The sequence below is a fragment of the Jannaschia sp. L-14R genome, from assembly GCF_056857695.1.
Genome location: NZ_JBSXNP010000011.1, coordinates 669,586 through 687,096, shown reverse-complemented (window position 1 = coordinate 687,096; position 17,511 = coordinate 669,586). Strand labels below are relative to the sequence as shown.

The 17,511-nt window shown below is 61.5% G+C and carries 15 protein-coding genes and 1 tRNA gene; 8 read left to right on the top strand and 8 right to left on the bottom strand.

Annotation, left to right across the window (positions count from 1 at the left end; genetic code table 11):
• Nucleotides 1-74: 74 nt before the first annotated feature.
• The 4 genes from gltB to AC13C2_RS16125 all read right to left on the bottom strand — a co-directional run bounded on the left by gltB (nt 75) and on the right by AC13C2_RS16125 (nt 7,151).
• Nucleotides 75-4,613: a glutamate synthase large subunit gene (gltB, locus tag AC13C2_RS16140; protein WP_482887433.1), complete on the bottom strand. Its 4,539-nt coding sequence runs from the start codon at nt 4,611-4,613 to the stop codon at nt 75-77.
• The gene (locus AC13C2_RS16135) at nt 4,610-4,813 is read right to left on the bottom strand and encodes a hypothetical protein (protein WP_092759416.1); all 204 of its coding nucleotides are present in this window, start codon (nt 4,811-4,813) and stop codon (nt 4,610-4,612) included. The genes gltB and AC13C2_RS16135 overlap by 4 nt, the downstream gene beginning before the upstream one ends.
• The gene (locus AC13C2_RS16130; protein ID WP_092759418.1) at nt 4,810-5,517 is read right to left on the bottom strand and encodes a hypothetical protein; all 708 of its coding nucleotides are present in this window, start codon (nt 5,515-5,517) and stop codon (nt 4,810-4,812) included. The genes AC13C2_RS16135 and AC13C2_RS16130 overlap by 4 nt, the downstream gene beginning before the upstream one ends.
• A gap of 110 nt (nt 5,518-5,627) precedes the next feature.
• Nucleotides 5,628-7,151, bottom strand: coding sequence for an NAD(P)-dependent oxidoreductase (locus AC13C2_RS16125; RefSeq protein WP_482887432.1), 1,524 nt, complete (start codon nt 7,149-7,151; stop codon nt 5,628-5,630).
• A gap of 207 nt (nt 7,152-7,358) precedes the next feature.
• Between AC13C2_RS16125 and AC13C2_RS16120 the strand changes: the two genes are divergently transcribed.
• Entirely contained in the window at nt 7,359-8,159 is an 801-nt protein-coding gene (locus AC13C2_RS16120; RefSeq protein WP_092759422.1) for an undecaprenyl-diphosphate phosphatase, read from the top strand.
• Between the two features lie 150 nt (nt 8,160-8,309).
• Here AC13C2_RS16120 and AC13C2_RS16115 read toward each other — a convergent pair whose 3' ends face one another.
• Nucleotides 8,310-9,293, bottom strand: a complete 984-nt coding sequence (locus tag AC13C2_RS16115; protein WP_482887431.1) for a complex I NDUFA9 subunit family protein — start codon at nt 9,291-9,293, stop codon at nt 8,310-8,312.
• A 139-nt stretch (nt 9,294-9,432) separates the two neighbouring features.
• On the opposite strand from AC13C2_RS16115, the gene AC13C2_RS16110 reads away from it, so the two are divergent.
• The 7 genes from AC13C2_RS16110 to AC13C2_RS16080 all read left to right on the top strand — a co-directional run bounded on the left by AC13C2_RS16110 (nt 9,433) and on the right by AC13C2_RS16080 (nt 13,418).
• A tRNA-Leu gene (locus AC13C2_RS16110) sits at nt 9,433-9,519 on the top strand.
• Between the two features lie 97 nt (nt 9,520-9,616).
• Nucleotides 9,617-10,231, top strand: a complete 615-nt coding sequence (locus AC13C2_RS16105) for a ribonuclease D (RefSeq protein WP_482887430.1) — start codon at nt 9,617-9,619, stop codon at nt 10,229-10,231.
• 34 nt (nt 10,232-10,265) lie between these two features.
• The gene (locus AC13C2_RS16100; protein ID WP_482887429.1) at nt 10,266-10,871 is read left to right on the top strand and encodes a hypothetical protein; all 606 of its coding nucleotides are present in this window, start codon (nt 10,266-10,268) and stop codon (nt 10,869-10,871) included.
• 12 nt (nt 10,872-10,883) lie between these two features.
• Entirely contained in the window at nt 10,884-11,369 is a 486-nt protein-coding gene (gene lptA / locus AC13C2_RS16095; RefSeq protein WP_092759430.1) for a lipopolysaccharide transport periplasmic protein LptA, read from the top strand.
• Nucleotides 11,370-11,377: 8 nt separating this feature from the next.
• Complete coding sequence (gene lptB / locus AC13C2_RS16090; RefSeq protein ID WP_092761097.1) at nt 11,378-12,139, top strand: LPS export ABC transporter ATP-binding protein; 762 nt, start codon at nt 11,378-11,380, stop codon at nt 12,137-12,139.
• Between the two features lie 209 nt (nt 12,140-12,348).
• The gene (hpf, locus tag AC13C2_RS16085; RefSeq protein WP_339643500.1) at nt 12,349-12,918 is read left to right on the top strand and encodes a ribosome hibernation-promoting factor, HPF/YfiA family; all 570 of its coding nucleotides are present in this window, start codon (nt 12,349-12,351) and stop codon (nt 12,916-12,918) included.
• A 32-nt stretch (nt 12,919-12,950) separates the two neighbouring features.
• Nucleotides 12,951-13,418, top strand: a complete 468-nt coding sequence (locus tag AC13C2_RS16080) for a PTS sugar transporter subunit IIA (RefSeq protein ID WP_092759434.1) — start codon at nt 12,951-12,953, stop codon at nt 13,416-13,418.
• On the opposite strand, the gene AC13C2_RS16075 is transcribed toward AC13C2_RS16080, so the two are convergent.
• The 3 genes from AC13C2_RS16075 to AC13C2_RS16065 are packed head-to-tail and all read right to left on the bottom strand — an operon-like array spanning nt 13,415 to nt 17,458.
• A complete protein-coding gene (locus AC13C2_RS16075) occupies nt 13,415-14,791 on the bottom strand; it encodes a nodulation protein NodH (RefSeq protein ID WP_482887428.1) in 1,377 nt (458 codons plus the stop codon). The genes AC13C2_RS16080 and AC13C2_RS16075 overlap by 4 nt on opposite strands.
• The gene (locus AC13C2_RS16070) at nt 14,781-16,475 is read right to left on the bottom strand and encodes a DUF5927 domain-containing protein (protein ID WP_482887427.1); all 1,695 of its coding nucleotides are present in this window, start codon (nt 16,473-16,475) and stop codon (nt 14,781-14,783) included. The genes AC13C2_RS16075 and AC13C2_RS16070 overlap by 11 nt, the downstream gene beginning before the upstream one ends.
• Nucleotides 16,472-17,458: a glycosyltransferase family 2 protein gene (locus AC13C2_RS16065; protein WP_482887426.1), complete on the bottom strand. Its 987-nt coding sequence runs from the start codon at nt 17,456-17,458 to the stop codon at nt 16,472-16,474. The genes AC13C2_RS16070 and AC13C2_RS16065 overlap by 4 nt, the downstream gene beginning before the upstream one ends.
• Nucleotides 17,459-17,511 lie beyond the last annotated feature (53 nt).

Genomic DNA, 17,511 nt, shown 5'->3' with positions numbered 1-17,511 from the left:
CACGGCGCGTCCGGGTCAAGGAAGACCCTGCCTGATTCCTGGTCAGGCGGGGCAATACAGTCACAAACAAGGGACTATTCCGCCGGAATCGCGCCCGCCTCCTCGCTCAGCGGGGCCTTCAGATGGATCAGCATCTCCTTCGGGCAGATCTGCAGGAAGTTACCGCGCTCATTTTCCCAATCCGACAGGATGCGCTGCGCCTTCTTGGAGCCGGTTTCCCTTGCGTGCCGCTCCACCAAGGCACGCAACTGCGCGTCCCAATGGTCTACGGTCACAGGGCAGGTAACCAGCGTTTCCATGTTCATCAGCGTCGGGGCCGCGCCCGCAGGGTCGTACAGATACGCCATCCCCCCGGTCATGCCGGCGCCGAAATTCGCGCCGATCGTCCCCAGAATCACGGCAACTCCGCCGGTCATGTATTCGCAGCCGTTGGACCCGCAGCCCTCGATCACCACCGATGCGCCCGAATTGCGGACCGCAAAGCGTTCCCCGGCCCGACCAGCCGCGAACAGATAGCCATCGGTCGCACCATACAGGACCGTGTTGCCGATGATCGTATTCTCGTCCGCTTTCAAAGGGCTGGACATTGCGGGCCGCACCACGATCGTGCCCCCGGACAACCCCTTGCCGACGTAATCGTTGGCATCCCCCGACACTTCCAGCTTCAGACCGGGGGCCAGAAACGCGCCCAGCGATTGCCCGGCAGAGCCCTGCAATTTCACCGTCAGGTGATCCGGTTGCAGCGAATTGCGCATCCCGAACTTCGAGACGACATGACTGGAAATCCGCGTGCCTACGGTACGGTGCGTGTTCTGCACCGCGTATTGCAGCTGCATCTTCTCACCGTCGTTCAGGAAGCGTTCGGCATCCTTCACGATCTGCGCGTCCAGCGTATCCAACACGGCATTGCGGGGCTTGTTGCGGTCATACCTGATCCGATCCGCGCCATCGACGGTGATCAGCAGCGGGTTAAGATCGAGGTCATCCAGATGCGCCGACCCCCGCGACACCTGGGTCAGCAGATCGGCGCGCCCGATGATGTCATCTATCGACCTGGCCCCGATCTCGGCCAGAATTTCCCGCACTTCCTGCGCGTAGAAGGTGATCAGGTTGACCACCTTGTCCGCCGTGCCGGTGAACTTGGCGCGCAATTCGGGGTTCTGCGTGCAGACGCCGACGGGGCAGGTATTCGACTGGCACTGCCGCACCATGATGCAACCCATCGAGATCAGAGCCGCTGTCCCGATGCCGTATTCCTCGGCTCCCATCATGGCGGCCATGACAATATCGCGCCCGGTCCGCAGGCCGCCATCCGTGCGCAGGGTCACCCGTTCGCGCAACTTGTTCATCGCCAGAACCTGATGCGCTTCGGTCAGGCCCATTTCCCACGGCAGGCCCGCGTATTTGATCGACGTCGCCGGGCTGGCCCCGGTACCGCCATTATGTCCCGAAATCAGGATCACATCGGCCTTGGCCTTGGCCACGCCCGCCGCAATCGTTCCGACCCCGGATGACGCCACCAGCTTTACCGTCACCTTGCAGCGCGGGTTGATCTGCTTGAGGTCGTAGATCAGCTGCGCCAGATCCTCGATGCTATAGATGTCGTGGTGCGGCGGCGGTGAAATCAGCGTCACGCCCTTGGTCGAATGCCGCAGCCGCGCGATCAGGTCCGTGACCTTCATGCCCGGCAACTGCCCGCCCTCACCCGGCTTGGCGCCTTGTGCGACCTTGATCTCCAGTTCCTCGCAATGGTTCAGGTATTCGGCGGTGACACCGAAACGACCTGAAGCGACCTGCTTGATCTTGGCCGAGGGGTTGTCGCCATTCGGCTCCGGCACGAAATGCGCCGGGTCCTCGCCGCCCTCGCCGGAATCCGACTTCGCGCCGATCCGGTTCATCGCGACATTCAGCAGCTTGTGAGCCTCGGGCGACAGCGCGCCCAGAGACATGCCGGGCGTCACGAACCGTTTGCGGATCGAGGTGATGCTTTCGACCTCCTCGATCGGAATCGGCTTGGCCATGGATTTGATCGCCAGCAGATCGCGCAGATGGATCGGCGGGTTCGACTGCATCGCGTGGCTGAACTGCTTCCACAATTCATACGATCCGCGATCGCAGGCGGCCTGCAACATATGCATCGTCTGCGCTTCCCATGCGTGCTTTTCGCCCGACCGCCGCGCCTTGTAGAACCCGCCAATCGGCAGGATGTTCGACGTCGCCTGCCAGCCCGTGGCATGGATCGCCTCGGCCTTGCGCTGAATGCCGTTGGTGCCGATGCCGGAAATCCGCGACAGAATGCCGGGGAAGAACTCGGCAACCATCGCCCGGCTCAGACCGACCGCCTCGAAGTTGAGGCCGCCGCGATACGAGGAGACCACCGAAATCCCCATCTTGGCCATGATCTTGAGCAGACCCGCGTCGATGGCACTGCGATAGCGGTCCACCGCCTGGTCCAGCGTGCAGTCCAGCAAACCCTTGCCGATCCGGTCGGCCAGGCTGTCCTGCGCCAGATAGGGGTTCACGGTTGTCGCGCCGCATCCGATCAGCACCGCGAAGTAATGCGGGTCGATACATTCGGCAGACCGCACATTGATCGAACAGAAGGTCCGCAGACCCTTGCGTGTCAGCCAGGAATGCACGGCCGACGTCGCAAGGATCATCGGCATCGCAACCTTGTCCTCGTCCTGCATCCGGTCGGTCAGCACGATATGCCCCGCACCGGAACGCACGGCGTCTTCGGCCTCGGCCCGGATCCGGTCGAGGTTGGTTCGCAACGCTCCGGCCGTTCCGCCGGTCGGAAAAGTGCAGTCAAGCGTTATGGCCGAATCCTCGAAATGTTCGAACATGGCCTGAAACTGGGCGTTGCCGACGAAGGGTGACGGCAATTCCAGAATCTCGGTCTGCGACGAATCCTCGTCCAGCACGTTCTTCAGGTTCCCGAACCGCGTCTTCAGGCTCATCACCCGGAATTCGCGCAGGGAATCGATGGGCGGGTTCGTGACCTGGCTGAACGACTGCCGGAAGAAATGGCTCAGCGGACGGTATTTTTCCGACAGAACGGCGCTGGGCGTGTCATCCCCCATCGACGCCAATGCTTCTTTTCCGTCCTCGGCCATCGGCGCCAGAATCTGCTCCAACTCCTCGATGGAATATCCCGCCGCAACCTGGCGCGAACGCAGCGCGGCCCCCTCGTGAAGCGCCACTTCAGACACGTTGCGCGTCATCTCACCCAGGTTGGTGATCCGCTCGACCCAGTCCCCGAACGGACGGTCGGCTGCCAGCTTGTCCTTCAGCTCCGCGTCGTGAAACAGCTCGCCCGTTTCCATGTCGACGGCGATCATCTGGCCCGGCCCCAGCGCCCCCTTCTCGACCACGGTGGATTCGTCGACCGGCACCATCCCCGCCTCGGACCCGGCGATCAGCAGGCCGTCGCCCGTCAACGTATACCGCATCGGCCGTAACCCGTTCCGGTCCAGCCCGGCACAGACCCAGCGCCCGTCGGTCATCGCCAGTGCGGCAGGCCCGTCCCATGGTTCCATCACCGCATTGCAGTAGGAATACATGTCGCGCCAGGTATCAGGCAGTTCCACAGCCGATTGCGACCAGGATTCAGGCACCAGCATCGTCTTTGCCATCGGCGCCGACCGCCCGGCCCGCACCATCACTTCGAACACCGAATCCAGCGCCGCGGAATCGCTCGCGCCTTGCGGAATGATCGGCTTGATGTCCTCGGCCATCTCTCCGAATGCGCCCGAGGCCATTCGGATCTCGTGGCTTTTCATCCAGTTGACGTTGCCCTTCAGCGTGTTGATCTCGCCGTTGTGGGCCAGCATCCGGAACGGTTGCGCCAGCCACCACTGCGGGAAGGTGTTCGTCGAATACCGCTGGTGATAGATTGCGAAGGCGCTCTCGAACCGCGCATCCTTCAGGTCGGGGTAGAACTCCGCCACCTGCTCGGCCAGCATCATGCCCTTGTAGATCACGCCCCGGCACGACAGCGACGCCAGATACAGCCCGTTGATCTGGGCGGCAATCGCAGCCTTCTCGATCCGGCGGCGGATGACATACAGCTCGCGCTCGAAAGTGTCCTCGTCCACTCCCTTCACGTTGGAGATCAGAATCTGTTCGATCTCGGGGCGCGTCGCGTTGGCTTTTTCGCCCAGAACCTCGATGTTCACGGGCACATGGCGCCAACCGTAAATATAGTATCCCATCCGCAGGACTTCGGTTTCCACGATCGTCCGACAGATTTCCTGCGCGGTGAAATTGTCGCGCGGCAGGAAGATCTGGCCCACCGCGATCCGCAGCCCCTCGTGCGGCTCGTGTCCGGTGCGCCGGATCTGGTCCTTGAAGAACTCGACCGGGATCTGCACGTGAATGCCCGCGCCGTCGCCGGTCTTGCCGTCGGCATCGACCGCGCCCCGGTGCCAGATCGCCTTCAGCGCGTTGATCCCCGACTCGACCACTTTGCGCGACCGCTTGCCATTGACGTTGACAACAAGACCGACGCCACAGGACGCATGCTCGGATTCCTCGTGATAGAGACTGATTTCGCCCATCGCCTGACGGCGCTTCAGCTCATCGCGTTCCCAATCGGAAAAATAATGGGTCATGGATCATCTCCTTCGACGAAGAGGGATCGCGCCTCGTATTCGGCGCGTGTTTTTTTGGGGTGATCGCCCGCCAGCCGGGCATAACCGGGCGCGCGGTCGATATAGATTTCCGAGATCAGCGGGAAGTCATCGGCTTCCGCAAAGAACAGGCAGCGACCCGACAGGTTGCCCGACCGGCGGTATACCGAAATATCCGTCACGCCACGCCCTCCGCATATTCGGCATACAGCCTCTCTACGCGAGTCTTGCGGCCCCGGATGATTGCGCCGATCACATCACTCAGCAGACCCGCATCCTTCAGCGCGCCAGCGATGTTATGCCGTCCCTTCGGCAGAACGAAGCGATGGACGCGGTTCATCTCGGGCGCGAAATCCAGATGCGCGACGTCCTCGCGGCACCCACCTCCCGCCGTCAGGTAATACTGCGTCTTTGTGTCGGCGAAGGTCCCGCCCACATTGTCGACGGGCAGATCGCCGAACTTATCCTTGATATCCGGCCAGCGCGTGTCATCCATCAGCGTGCGATCCATCGTCAGTTGCGGCGAAAAGGCGATGGCGCGCCGCACCCGGACATCACGCGGCAGCAGCAGCGCGCCAAAGCCGCCCATCGAATTGCCCAGCGTCACGATTTCATCGATCCTCTCGGACTTTCGCAGATACCGGATCAGCTTGACGATGCGCCGCCACAGACCGGGCGCCGCGAACCAGGTTGCGCGCCGGTCGGTCACGAACAGCACGTTGTTCTTTCCCTTGTCCGAGGCCGATCCGGCAAACTCGTCCAGCGGCGCGCCACCGAAACCCGCCTTGAGGCCGGTGAAGACGACGACCATCCGCCGCGTGCTGCCGGGCAGCCAGCGCAAGATCAGCTCCTCGTCCTGAAGCACGGTATCGATGGTCGATGACATGAAATGTGAAGACCTCGCAAAGGGTCAGCCAGGCTGACGTTTCTCTTTTCCGAATTACACCCTGTGTATGTACAGGGGGTGCACGGGGGGTGCACAGGGGGGTGCGCCGGTTATTCGGCAGCGATCTCCGGCACGACAGAAGCCGAGAATTTCGCCAAAATCGCGTCAGCCGCCTCGCGTCCGTCGCGGATTGCCCAGACCACCAGAGACGCGCCGCGTACGATGTCACCCACTGCGTAGATGCCGTCCAGCGGCGTCGCGTGGGTGCGGAAATCGGCCCGGACAGTGCCCCAGCGCGTGACTTCCAGCTCCGGATGATCCCACAGCGTCGGCAGATCTTCGGGCTCGAAACCCAGCGCCTTGATGACCAGATCGGCGTCCTCGACGTAGTCTGCATCTTCGATCAGTTCCGGCGCCTGGCGACCCGTCGCATCCGCCTCGCCCAAGCGCATGCGCTGGACGGTGACGCCGCTGACGATGCGGTGCATCGTTGCCACGTCCTCGCCCTCCAGCTCGATACCTTTCATATCGACGGCCACGCCGCCCGCCATGGCATCGCCCGCGCCTGCCTCAAAGCCCGTGGGCGCGGTCAGCCAGACGAAATCGACGCCCTCTTCCTCGGCGTTGGCGACTTCGCGCTGAGACCCCGGCATATTGGCCCTGTCGCGGCGGTACAGACACTTGACCGACCTGGCCCCCTGCCGGATGGCGGTGCGAACACAATCCATCGCCGTATCGCCGCCGCCGATCACGACGACGCGCTTGCCCTCGGCCGACAACTCGCCGCTGTCGAACTCGGGCACGTCATCGCCGAAGCTCTTGCGGTTGGAGGCGGTCAGATAGTCGATGGCGCGCACAATCCCCTGTGCATCATGGTTATCACCGCCCAGTTCGCGGGATTTGTAGACCCCGGTGGCGATGATCACCGCATCATGCTTTTCACGGATGGCGTCGAAGGTAATGTCGCGCCCGACCGCGGTATTCAGCACAAACTTCACGCCGCCCTCGGCAAGCTGATCGTTGCGGCGCTGAACCACGTCCTTCTCAAGCTTGAAGCCGGGGATGCCATACATCATCAAGCCGCCCGCGCGGTCATGGCGATCGTACACTGTCACCTGCACACCCGCCCGGCGCAGCACGTCCGCCGCCGCCAGACCACCCGGCCCGCCGCCGATAATTCCAACCGATTCCTTGCGTTCGGTGCGCGGCTTGATCGACGGAACCCAGCCCATTTCGAAGGCCGTATCGGTAATGTATTTCTCGACCGCGCCGATGGTGACAGTGCCGTGGCCGGATTGCTCGATCACGCAATTGCCTTCGCAAAGCCGGTCCTGCGGACAGATACGACCGCAGATTTCCGGAAAGGTATTTGTCGCCTGACTGATTTCATAGGCTTCCTGCAACCGTCCTTCAGCGACCAGGCGCAGCCAGTCGGGGATGTTGTTGTGCAGGGGGCAATGGGTCTGGCAGTAAGGCACGCCGCACTGGCTGCACCGGCCCGCTTGCTCGGCGGCCCGTTCGGCGGCAAATTCACGATAGATTTCGCCAAAATCGTGCCGACGCGCATCGGCTTCGCGCTTCTCGGGCGTCTTGCGATCGACGGTCACGAACTGAAGCATCTTACTGACAGCCATCGGTCCCTCCTGGAGAAATTCAAGCCCCAATATCCGAGGCGCTACGGAATATAAAGTCAGCAATGTTGACCTATATTCCGATTTATTTGCGAAATCTACCTGTCAGGCGAAAATAATGCGCCATTAAAGGACCGAAGCGGTCCTACCAGACCTCTTTCCTTCGCCTACCCGCTTCGACAGTGTGCGGGAAAACAAAGTGAGTCGAGCATGGCCATCTGGCATCTTATCCTTCTGGCGCTGGTTCAGGGCGTTACCGAGTTCCTGCCCATCTCCTCCTCGGCCCACCTGATTCTGGTGCCTGCCGTATTGAACATTCAGGATCAGGGCGTAGCCCTTGATGTGGCGCTCCATGTCGGCACCCTGGGTGCTGTCGTCCTGTACTTTCGCGCTGACGTCGCCCGCGCCCTTGCCGGCACCATCGGTCTGTTCCGGCGGCGCTGGGGACCCGACGAACGCCTGGCGGCCGGCCTGGCCATCGCCACGGTTCCTGTGGTCATTATCGGCCTTGTCCTCAAGGTCACGGGTGCAGCGGATGCCATGCGATCCGTCGTGGTCATCGGCTGGGCGACAATCGGATTCGGTCTGCTGCTCTGGTGGTTCGACCGGCGCGGGGGCGAGACCCGCACCATTGCCGACTGGACCTTGAAGCATGCACTGATCTTCGGATTTTGGCAGGCCATCGCGCTGATCCCCGGAACCTCGCGGTCCGGCATCGCCATCACCGGCGCACGGGCCCTGGGCTATGCACGTGAAGATGCGGCCCGAATTTCGATGCTGATGTCGATCCCGACCATCCTTGCCTCTGGTGCATTGTTGTCGATCGACGTGATCGGGCAGGCCGACGGAGCCTTGTTGCGGGATGCTGCGATCGGAGCGGTCATGGCTTTCATCGCCGCTTTGACTGCGCTGTCATTGATGATGCGGCTGCTACGCTCGGTCAGCTTTACACCCTATGTGATCTATCGCCTGATTCTGGGAACGACCCTGCTGATCTGGGCCTATGGCTAGGGCTCGCAGGTAAAACCGGCACCGACCCGCCCACCCAACATCGTAAAACTTCGATGAGGCTTTGTGACTTGCGCGCGCTTCAGTCAGATCGCGTGATATGTCTGGCACGCCAACATGCAGAACCGGAACATAGGGCCGTTTGGCCGTCCGTCAGGTCTTCATGTTCCGGGCGCTGTCCTTGATATCTGAATACTGCCCCGACGGCCGGAACCGCCACAGGTAACCGGGCAGAATCGCCTCCATCGAGGTGGGTGCGATGCCCAGCGCGTCGAAACCCGGATACTCGCCGGTAACAATGTTATCATTCGCCAGGTTGCGGACCTGATCGCGGGTCAGGGTGCCATTGTGCAAAAGTCCCCCGGTGATCGTCTGACCCATATCGAGGACCCACGCCATGATCCGCGCGACGAAGAACGGCACGGTCAGCAAAAGGGCGCGGCGTCTGATCACATGCAGCATGGTTTGCATCAGTTCGCGGAAGGTATCGACGTCCGGGCCGCCCAGTTCGTAGATACCTGCCTGTGCCCTGCCCTCGACAGCAAGCGCAGCGGCGGCGGCAACGTCGTCGACGAAAACCGGCTGAAATTTCGTGTTAGGGCCGACGACGGGCAGGACAGGAGCCAGACGCGCCATTCCGGCGAAGCGATTGAAAAAGTTGTCCTCCGGCCCGAATATCAGCGAAGGGCGCAGAATTACGGCGTCGGGCATATGTTGCGTCACACCCGACTCTCCCTTGGCCTTGGAGCGGGCATAATCGCTGTCGCTGCCCGCGTCGGCCCCGATGGCGCTGACGTGGACCATACGGTCGATACCTTCCGCAGCGGCAAGACGTGCGATGCGGGTCGCCCCTTCGGCCTGCACCGCATCGAAGCCGTTCTTGCCGGACTCTGACAGGATGCCGACGCAGTTCACCACAGCATCGGCACCCGACAACGCTGCGGCAACCGAGGCATCATCGCGGATATTGGCGAAAACCGGCACCACCTGACCGACGGCCCCGTACATGCGCACGAAATGCGCTTCGTTCGGACGACGCATGGCGACGCGGACGCGCCAGCCCTGCTTGGCCAGGCGACGGGCGATATAGCGACCGACGAAACCGGAACCGCCGAATATTGTGACGAGCTTCTGCATGGGACGCGCCTTTCGTGTTGCCGCATCGGATACCGCCCGGCGCGGGTCCGGGCAAGGGTGGCAATGGTCGCGACCAAATTTCCCGGTGCAGGCGATTGACACCACCTGAAGCCGGATATACCCACCCCGCACCGTGGACGCCCAGATGGCGGAATTGGTAGACGCGCTGGCTTCAGGTGCCAGTTCTCGCAAGGGAGTGGAGGTTCGAGTCCTCTTCTGGGCACCACGGTCTACCGAACATGAAACGCCCGGCGCGCCTCCTTCCAGGGCCGCCGGGCGTTCGTGTTTTCAGACTGCCGGTTTCTGGACGAAGGACGCATGCCATGACGATCACCCTGCACAAGAACGATCTGCCCGATGGGATGCACCTTGGGTCGTCAGTCGCCATCGACTGCGAAACCATGGGCCTGAATCCGCATCGTGACCGGCTTTGCCTGGTGCAGTTGTCGTCCGGTGACGGAACAGCGCATCTGGTGCAGATTGCCAATGGCCAGACGGCGGCTCCCAACCTGTCCCGGTTGGTGAACGACCCGGACGTGCTGAAACTGTTTCACTATGGCCGCTTCGACATCGCGGCGATGTACCATGCGTTCGGCGCGCTGGCGCAGCCGGTCTGGTGCTCCAAGATCGCATCGCGTCTGGTCCGCACCTATACCGACCGGCACGGCTTGAAAGCTCTGCTGCAGGAGCTGTTGCAGGAGGATATCTCCAAGATGCAGCAGACGTCGGACTGGGGGGCGGAGGATCTGACCGAGGCGCAGATGGCTTATGCCGCGTCAGACGTGCTGTATCTGCATCGCCTCAAGGCCGCACTGGACGACCGCCTTTCCCGCGAGGGCCGGACCGAGATCGCGCAGGCTTGTTTCGATTTCCTGCCGACCCGTGCGAAGCTTGACCTGATCGGTTATCCCGAGACGGATATCTTCGCCCATTCCTAATACGGCGCGACAGCACTACATCACATCCATGATCATGCGTGACACCCTGAATCCCGTTCGCAGCCGGATTATCCGGTTGGCGACGCTTCTCCTGCCGGTATTGGCGTTGATGCTGTTGTCGACGCTTTTCCTGGTGGCGCGCAGGGTGAACCCCGACGATGCCATTCCTTTCGCCGACGTGGATGTCTCGATGCGCGCCCGCGAACAGCAACTGACGATGCCACGCTTCACCGGCGTATCGAGCGGCAGCACCGCTTTCGATCTTTCGGCGCTGCTTGCCCGGCCCGATGTCGCCGATCCCCGCCACATGACCGCCGAAGCCCTGCGCCTGATTCTGCGCGACGATCTGGGCGGTCAGGCCATCGTGATCTCCAACGAGGGCGATATCGACACCGGAAAGCGTAACCTGATCCTGACAGGCGACGTGCGGATCGAAACCTCGACCGGCTACGCCCTGATGACCGATCGATTGGAGGGGTCGCTGGCGGACCTGTCCATCACATCGCCTGGCAAGATCACAGGCACCGGTCCACTGGGCGATCTGCGCGCCGGAAGCATGGAGATTTCGGAACGTGCGGACGGCACCGCACGGCTGGTGTTCACGAACGGTGTCGACCTGTTATACAGACCTCCAACCTGAATTGGATATCTCATGTTCTTGCGCCTGATCCTTCCGCTCCTTCTTGCGCTGTTCCCCGCTCTGCCCGCCGCCGCGCAATCGGCAGCGATCGGATTCGGGCAGGGCGATTTCGACCGGTCCGCCCCTGTAGAGGTCACGGCAGACAATCTTGAGGTCGACCAGGCCTCCGGACGCGCCACCCTGACTGGCAATGTCGTAATCGCGCAGGGCGACCTGCGGCTGTCGGCGAACCTGGTGACGGTCGATTATGCCACCACGAACGGCAACCGCACGATCGAGCGTCTGAACGCCGAGGGCGATGTTCTGATCGTTGCCGGTCAGGATGCCGCCGAAGGACAGACGGCGGTCTATACCCTTGGCACGTCGGACATTCTGATGACCGGCGATGTCGTTGTGACTCAGGCCGCTGGCACACTGGCGGGCGATCGCGTGGCGATCAACCTGAACTCGGGCGCAGGCACGGTGACGGGACGCGTGCGAACCACGCTGCAACCGTGACCGGCGATATGACCCAGATCGAACCGGTGCTGTCCGTGACCCCCGGCGACGGCGGGTTGTCGATCCGAAACCTGCGGAAATCCTATCGCAAGCGCCCGGTGATCCGCGATGTGTCGATGGAACTGGCGCGTGGCGAAGTCGTCGCCCTGCTGGGGCCGAACGGGTCGGGCAAGACGACAACTTTCTATTGTATCGCGGGCCTGGTGACGCCGGATGGCGGGCGCGTCGCACTGGACGGCGCGGATGTGACCTATCTGCCGATGTATCGCCGCGCCCAGGCCGGGATCGGCTATTTGCCGCAGGAAATGTCGATCTTTCGCGGACTGACGGTCGAACAGAACATCATGGCCATCCTTCAGATCGCCGAACGCAAACCTCACCGTCGTCGCGAACGGCTGGAGGAGTTGCTGGGCGAATTTCATATCGAACACCTTCGCCGGGCCTCGGCGATGGCGCTGTCCGGCGGAGAACGCCGTCGGGTCGAAATCGCGCGCTGCCTCGCGGCGAATCCCCGTTATCTGCTGCTTGACGAGCCGTTCGCGGGTGTCGATCCGATTGCTGTGGGTGACATCCGCGCCCTGGTGGTCGAACTGAAATCGCGCGGCATCGGAGTGCTGATCACCGACCATAACGTCCGGGAAACGCTGGAAATCGTCGACCGGGCCTATATTCTGCACGATGGCGGCGTTCTGATGTCCGGCAGCCCGGACGAAGTCGTCCAAAACGACAATGTGCGTCGCGTCTATCTGGGCGAGGGATTCTCGCGATAAGATGCTATTGGGTCGATTGCCATGCGTTTCAAGATTGACAGACCCCCGATTAAAAGCGCCCAATCGACGAATGGAGCCCCTCTCGCTGCACCTGTTCCCCTGGCTGAAACGCCTGTGCAGACCCCGGTCGCAGATTGCGGCACGGCAGCGGACCCGTCAGGACAAGGTCGACGGGACGAGTGGCTTCGGTACTCAATACAGGAGCCATCATGCGCTATCAGATCACCGGAAAGCAGATCGACATTGGCGAAGCTTTGCAGACTCACGTGCAGACCGAACTCGGCTCGGTGATCGACAAGTATGCGCAGCGACCGACCGATGCCATAGTGGTGTTCTCCAAGTCCGCGCACGAATTCATATGCGAATCGACTGTCCATCTGTCGACTGGCCTGACCGCGCAGGCCAAGGCCAAGGCAACCGAAATCTATGCCGCCTTCGACGCCTGCGGCGAGAAGATGGACAAACAGTTGCGCCGTTATAAACGGCGTCTCAAGAACCACCATCAGGACCGGTCCCGTCCGGTTGAACTTTCGGGAGCGTCCTCCTATATCCTCGCCGCCGAAGGGTCCGAGGATGAGCCCGACTCGCTGGCCCCCGTGATCGTGGCCGAAATGCAGACAAAAATCCCGTCTCTCTCGGTTGGAGAGGCGGTCATGCAGATGGAATTGACCGGCGCGCCCGTGCTGGTGTTCAAGAATGAAAAGGGCGGTGGCGTTAACGTGGTCTATAAACGTGAAGACGGAAACGTCGGATGGATAGACCCCGCAACCAGCACCTGAATTGGTCCGAAGTGGCCGAACGAGGATGAGCAATGCAGTTAAGCGAAATCCTGGCCCCTGGGGCTGTTAAGGTATTGCCGAAAGCGTCCAGCAAAAAGCGGCTGTTCTGCGATCTGGCAGAGATTGTGCAGGATTTGCACGGGGTAGACTACAACTCCGCCTTCAGCGCCCTTCAGGAACGCGAGGCGCTCGGCACAACGGGTGTGGGCGGCGGTGTCGCCCTGCCCCACGCACGGCTGGAGGGGCTCGATCAGGTCCACGGCGTTTTCGTGCGGCTGGAAACTCCGCTCGATTTCGACGCAACGGATCGTAAGCCGGTCGATCTGATCTTTTCGCTGTTCGCGCCCGAAGGGGCGGGTGTCGCGCACCTCAAGGCTCTGGCACTGGTATCCCGGACCCTCCGGGAGGCGTCGGTCTGCGCCAAGCTGCGGGCGAATGGCGATCCTGCGATTCTCTATACCGTTTTGACGGAAGCGCAGGCGTCGGTCGCCGCCGCCTAGGCATTCTTCCAGCGCTTGAAACCGAATGCGAGGAAATCGCGACGATAAGCATCGACGCAGGCATCCTCGATCTCTTCTGTTGAAATGTCCGTCAGCAGATCCCGGTCCGGCAGGGCAAAAACCGGCGACGGCTTCTCGGCAAGTTCGGCCAGACGGTCCAGCTCCCCCTGCGCCTCGCCTTCGCGGATGATACGTTGTGCCAGAACGGTTTGCGCCTGACCGGCCAGCAGCGCCGATTGACTGGCCCATTCCCGGGCGACCGGAAGCGAGGACTGGCCGTTTAGATTGGCCTTCAAAAACTTCAGAAACCCCAGAAACGCATCTGATCCGGACCCGTCCAGATCAACCGCATGCTTATTGGTCAATATCCGGCGCAGATTGTTCGCCTGCGGTCCCTTGGCGCTTAACAGGGTGCGAAACGCATCATGGGCACGGGCGAGCGGATGCCGGACCACTGCGAAGCTGACGAAATTCTTGGTCTTGCGCATCCATGGGCGCAATTGCTTCTGCGTCATCCCCTCGGTCGGGGCCACACCATCCAGCGCCGTCAGCCAGTCCCGGACCGCATCGCCCGGTCCCCCGGGCAGAGGCAGGGCCAGCAACGGACTGTCCGCCGCCGCCATGAGCGTCGGAATGGCAGGGCCGCGCACAGGTTCGGCATTGACGGATCGCGACAGCAGGAACGGGTCCAGCGTCGCCAGATGCGCGCGCATCTGATCGGGATTCTCCAGCTTGTCCTCGACTTCACCCGGATTCTGTCGCTTCAGCTTGCCCGGCACCTCGGTCAGTCGATCACCCGACCCCAGAAACGCGGCCAATCCGTTCAGAACGTCGAGATCGCCGATATCGTCATAACCAATCCAGAACGCTCCCTGCCCCGATAGCTGCAAGTGCCGCTGGATCCGATCGCGGAACTGTCGCTGGCGTACGATCAGGGCATCGAAATCCGACGCGACGAATGTCGCCTTGGCGGACTTTGCCATCTTCGGGTTGGTCAGACGCCATTGGCCTGTTTGTGACGCAATCGCCAGCGAGACATAGCTGTCCAGAGGATTACGCGTCAGCACGACCTTGCCGATTCTCGGATCGTCAAGCAGACGATCAAGGACACGGGGGTCGTGATCGTGGAAAAATCGCAAGCCGGTCAGGCCCGGCTGGTCGACAATCCTGTCGAGCAGGGGCAGCGGGTCGCGTTCGCGGGCGGCCATGTCGATCCCGAAAAGCTCGAGTCCGTTGTGTGTTCCGATGAACGATGGGTTGAAGACCTCCCCGTGGCTCGTCACATCGGACAAGGTGTTCAGCGATTCTTCCAGGTGATTTGACCCTGTCCGCATCTCGGCAAACATGACGAATGCGTCGAACCTAGCGGACATTTTGCGATCTTTCCTGCGCGGCACGATTGATCCGGGTCGGCAGGGACCCGAAGTCGCCCACAACCTGCGGTTTTATGCCCCCGTTCCGAAGTTGTAACAGGAAGTCAGGCAGACCGGAGATGTCGCGCATCTGGGGCAGATCGGTCAGGCGGCGGGGGCCGGGGCCGGTGATTTCATCAAGAATATTCTGCAGCTTTTCGATTGGCTGTTCCACGAATTCAGCCAGAGTCCAAAGATGCACGCGCGCTGCTACGCCTGTCGCCCTCAGGGTCCGCAGAAACATTATTTCAGCTCGCTGCAATCGTGCGGCCTCGGCCTTGATTTCATCGAAGTCCATGTTCGATGTATGCAGCGGAACCACCCAGGCTCCCGAGATGATGGCCAGCGTCGCATTCGGATCGCGAGCCAGAAACGATCCGATCTGGGGGGTGTCGCCCGGACCATAGAAGAATGACTGTCGCTCACCGCGCGTGGACCACAGAAGGTTCGTCAAAAACTGTTCGGGCCTATAGTCGCGCAAGGCGGGACTGTCAGACAGGCAACCGTTCATAACGGTTTCTCCGCCGGCAAATTCAACCTGGTCCGGATGATACAGGTGGCCGTGGACGCGCCCCCCCACCCCACGGGCGAGCCAGGGTTCGAACTGGTGGAAAACCTGTTCGAACCCCGAGAATACATTGTAGCGAGCACAGCTCAGGCCGTTCTCGAAACCCGGTTCGGGAAAGCGCGCCTGACTGTACAGCCCCGGACGACCGCGGCCCCGCCGTTCGTTTGCCTTGGAGAACACCCGATCGATCTTTCCGGGATTCGGATCCGCATGGCGTTTGATCGGCCGCTCATCGTCGAGGAAGGTGGAATACAACCGTTCCGCATGGGGCCAGATCTTGCGTGCCACAAAACAGTCCGACCGCTCCAGTAACGGCTGATGATCGTCGTAGAAGACATGTGGTTTTCCCTGGACGTCGAATTTCGACAACGTCAGCGAATGGCTTTCGATATCAGCGGAATATCGCCGCGAGAGAGACTGAAAATAGCTTTCATCAGGAATCCAGACCTTGGAGAAATAGCTATCGACAGCGGGTCGGTCCGGGGCATTGAGAATCGACTCCAGCGTGCGACGGGTCAGACACCACCACTGGCTGCCCAAATGCGGCGAGATGCCGTCGGGGATGTGCCGCCGCAACCCGAACCGCCGCTGAAGCCGGACGTAGGTGTCGAAGGCACGCCGGTTCTTTCGCCACGAAAATGGAAAGCGCAGGGTGAACCGCTCCGTCTCCAGCCCATCGACTGTCCATGTAACCTGATGCGTCGTCACCGATTCGATGAAATCGGTTTCAGGGTGGGCTGCCAGATAATCCTTCAGTTGTGCCACAGGCCGCAGTGGCAGACAGGACCCTGAAGCCAGAAAGACGTGCCGCACATCCGGAAAGTTATCGAGCAGGCGCTCGGCCGCGAATTGGGTGGCCCGCACCAGAGACCATGTGCCCCATTCCACCCGCGTCCGCCGGGAAAACCGGACCAGCGGTTCGCCCTGGAACCGATCACGGAAATCCTTGAACGTGCGCGGTTTGACCTTGCCGTCGACATGGATGATGACCGGGCAATCGTTCGCCGCAAAATAGCGCGCGACCTGTTCGGCACGATCGAACGCGGTGTGCACCAGGAGAACGAACCCCAGCGTCATGCCCAGTTTCCCTTGGAAATCAGCCCGAGAATCTCGAGCTGGCGCCAATTCACATAGCGTTCGGACCACTTGCACCAGAGGTCCGCCGATACATCCAGGCCATCGGAATAGGCCCTGTATTCGTCGCCACGGCGATAATGTTCCGACCGTTTGGCTTCCTCGGCGGCGCGCTCGACGAACAGGCTTATGAACTTGGCATGCAGCAACACACCCGTCGTCTTTTCGCCGCCACTCGCATCGTATGTCAGGTTCAAGCCGCGCGGCAAAAGTGCGTGGGTGGAGCTGACATAGACGAAATCCTTGTGCCATTTAACCAGCGGCACCTTGTTGAGCGCCGGGGCCGTTTTCGGTGTCGTGGCAAAGAAGGCGCGCGCGCGGACGCCGCCCTGAATCCAGAGGTTCTCATAAGTCGAATTACGCTCGAACATGTAGTTGCCGCTGTCGAACCAGGTGGCGATTTCGAAGGGATTTTGTCCATCGGAATACGTCTGTCCGCCAATCGGCCCCTTGGGATACATATCCAGCAGCATAGCCCCGAAACTGCGTATCGAGCTGGCATCGAGCCAATCGGTCAACGCGCGCAGGGGACGGGTGTCGCAGAACGGGTAAACCAGAAATTCATCCACATCGACCGTCAGTGACCAATGGCGATGCGCATATTGCCGTTGCAGCCAGTTCAGCCAGTCGACCCCGAACGCGGACTTTGCATAACTATGGGATGTCGACCAGACCGAGACATCCGTCTGTTCGGTCAGATATTCGCGCGTCCCGTCGTCGCTTCCGTTGTCGACGAACAGAAAGTGGTCGACGCCCAGTTTGCGATAATACTCCAGAAAATACGCAAGCCGCAGACGTTCGTTGCGAACCGTCGTGAACGACAGAATCGCATCAGGCCGGATGACGTGTGTCCGGTCGCTGACGACCGAAAGCTGACGTCGGCGGCGAAGCGCGCGCACCCGCCAGTACCGGCGGCGCAATCGCATTCTGTAGGACGAAATCAGTCCCATCGCGTTGCCAGACCCCACCGTAACACATC